Below are 2,750 nucleotides of genomic sequence, written 5' to 3'. Positions count from 1 at the left end.
CCACGGGCGCACCTACTTCCTGGCCACGCGGCTGCTGTCGCCGGAGCAGCGACCGGCCGTACACGCCCTGTACGCCTTCGCCCGGGTGGTCGACGATATCGTCGACCACACCGCTACCGCCCCGTCGACCGGCGGCCCCGACCGCACGGAATCCGGTGCGGCACAACTGGATCGCATCGAGCACGATCTCCGCCGCCGACTGCACCGACTATCCGCCGACGGTACCGATACCACCGCACCCGACCGAAACGGAACCGTCACCGTCGCCAATGGCGAGCGCACGGTCGCCAATGGCGAGCGCACGGTCGCCAATGGCGAGCGCACGGTCGGCGGCGAAACCACGACCCGCGGCCGCGAAACCACGACCAGCAGCGACGAAACCAACACCGCCGGGGGCGAAGCCGGTGCCGCCTCGGCGGTCCGGACCGTAGCGTTCCTCGGCGATACCGCATCGCGAGACGCGCAGAGCAGTGTCCTGGCCGCCGTGGCCGACACCATTCACCGTTACGCCATCGCCCCCGCACACTTCTGGGTCTTCCTCGATTCCATGCGCATGGACGTTCCCGGCAGCCCGCTCTTCCGCGACCGATACCCGTCCATGACCGCCCTGCGCGAGTACATGCGCGGTTCGGCCGCCGCCATCGGCCTGCAGATGCTCCCGGTCCTCGGCACCGTGGTGCCCACCGCCGACGCCGAACCGGCCGCCGCCGCCCTCGGCGAAGCCTTCCAGCTCACCAATTTCCTCCGCGATGTCGGCGAGGACCTCGACCGCGGCCGCGTCTACCTGCCCGCCGACGAACTCACCGCCTTCGGAGTGAACGACGACCTGCTGCGCCACTGCCGGACCACCGGCCGCACCGACCCCCGTGTGCGCCGCGCCCTGGCCCACCTCATCGCCACCAACCGCGCCGTCTACCGCACCGCCACCCCCGGCATAGATCTGCTGCGGCCCCGGGTGCGCCCCGCCATCCGCACCGCCGCCGCCCTCTACGCGGGCATCCTCGACGAGATCGAACGCCACGACTACGAGATCTTCACCCGCCGCGCCACGGTCCCCCGCCACCGCCGCCTCCGGGTCGCCGCCCGCGAGTTCGCCCGCTGTTCCCGCTGCCCCGAACCCGAGTCTTCGACACCGTAGACCACCTGCCTCGGCCAAATACGCTGCGGCAGGGATTCTCCCGCATACTGGCCACTTCATCAGCGATGCCAGTACCCGTCATGAGGGAAGCCCGACCGGAGCAGTCGATCGTCAGGGTCCGCGCACATGGTCGTCTCCGTCGACGCTGGGTCCGGAGGGGGAAGGTTCTCACCCCTGGGTGTGGTCCCCAACGTCGATTGCGGGTCCGTATTCTGAACGGGTGAACTGGACCGTCGACGTACCGATCGATCGCTTGCCGGAGTTGCCTCCGTTGCCCGCCGAGCTGCGTCGGCGGCTCGATGACGCGCTCGCCCGGCCCGCGCTACAGCAGCCGTCCTGGGATCCGGAGCTGGCCGCCAAGATGCGCACCGTGTTGGAGAGCGTGCCGCCCATCTGCGTGCCCGCCGAGGTGGAGGAGCTGAAGCTACGCCTGGCCGAGGTGGCCCGGGGTGAGGCGTTCCTCATGCAGGGCGGCGATTGCGCGGAGACCTTCGCCGACAACACCGAACCGCATATCCGCGGCAATATCCGCACCCTGCTCCAGATGGCGGTGGTGCTCACCTACGGCGCCAGCCTGCCCGTGGTCAAGGTGGCCCGCATCGCCGGACAGTACGCCAAGCCGCGCTCGGCCGACCTGGACGCGCTGGGGCTGAAGTCCTACCGCGGCGATATGGTGAACTCCCTGGTCGCCGATCCCGCGGTGCGCGAGCACGATCCGTCGCGACTGGTCCGCGCCTACGCCAACGCCTCCGCCGCCATGAACCTGGTGCGCGCGCTCACCTCCGCCGGCATGGCCGATCTGCACAAGGTGCACGACTGGAACCGCGAATTCGTGGCCCAGTCCCCGGCCGGCGCCCGCTACGAGGCCATGGCCACCGAGATCGACCGCGCCCTGGCGTTCATGAACGCCTGCCGGGTCAACGACCCGAACCTGTCCAGCGCCCGGCTCTACGCCTCGCACGAGGCCCTGGTGCTGGACTACGAGCGGGCCATGCTGCGGCTCAGCGAGCACCCCACCACCGGTGAGCCGGTGCTCTACGACCTGTCCGCGCACTTCCTGTGGATCGGGGAGCGCACCCGCCAGCTCGACGGCGCGCACATCGCCTTCGCGGAGCTGCTCGGCAACCCGATCGGCCTCAAGATCGGTCCGAGCACCACCCCCGAGATGGCGGTGGAGTACGTGGAGCGGCTGGACCCCAACAACGAGCCCGGTCGGCTCACCCTGGTCGCGCGCATGGGCAATGGCAAGGTGCGCGACGTGCTGCCCGCCATCATCGAGAAGGTGCAGGCCACCGGCCACCAGGTGATCTGGCAGTGCGACCCCATGCACGGCAACACCCACGAGGCGTCCAACGGCTACAAGACGCGCCACTTCGACCGCATCGTCGACGAAGTGCAGGGCTTCTTCGAGGTGCATCACGCGCTGGGCACCCATCCGGGCGGCCTGCACATCGAGCTCACCGGCGAACACGTCACCGAATGCCTCGGTGGCGCGCAGGACATCTCCGATCTGGATCTGGAGAACCGCTACGAGACCGCCTGTGATCCGCGCCTGAACACCCAGCAGTCCCTGGAGCTGGCCTTCCTGGTCGCGGAAATGCTGCGCTGAGAA

2 protein-coding genes are annotated in these 2,750 nt (G+C 69.5%); both read left to right on the top strand.

The features are described from left to right. A partial coding sequence (locus tag QK444_RS35085) for a phytoene/squalene synthase family protein (protein ID WP_282786290.1) occupies window positions 1-1,138 on the top strand: 1,138 nt, incomplete at its 5' end. Between the two features lie 220 nt (window positions 1,139-1,358). After that, complete coding sequence (locus QK444_RS35080; protein ID WP_039812276.1) at window positions 1,359-2,747, top strand: 3-deoxy-7-phosphoheptulonate synthase class II; 1,389 nt, start codon at window positions 1,359-1,361, stop codon at window positions 2,745-2,747. The last annotated feature ends 3 nt before the right edge of the window (window positions 2,748-2,750 follow it).

Source organism: Nocardia sp. CC201C (assembly GCF_030010695.1).
GTDB lineage: Bacteria > Actinomycetota > Actinomycetes > Mycobacteriales > Mycobacteriaceae > Nocardia > Nocardia otitidiscaviarum.
Note: the sequence above shows the minus strand (reverse complement) of the source record. Positions and strands in the feature narration are given on the sequence as shown.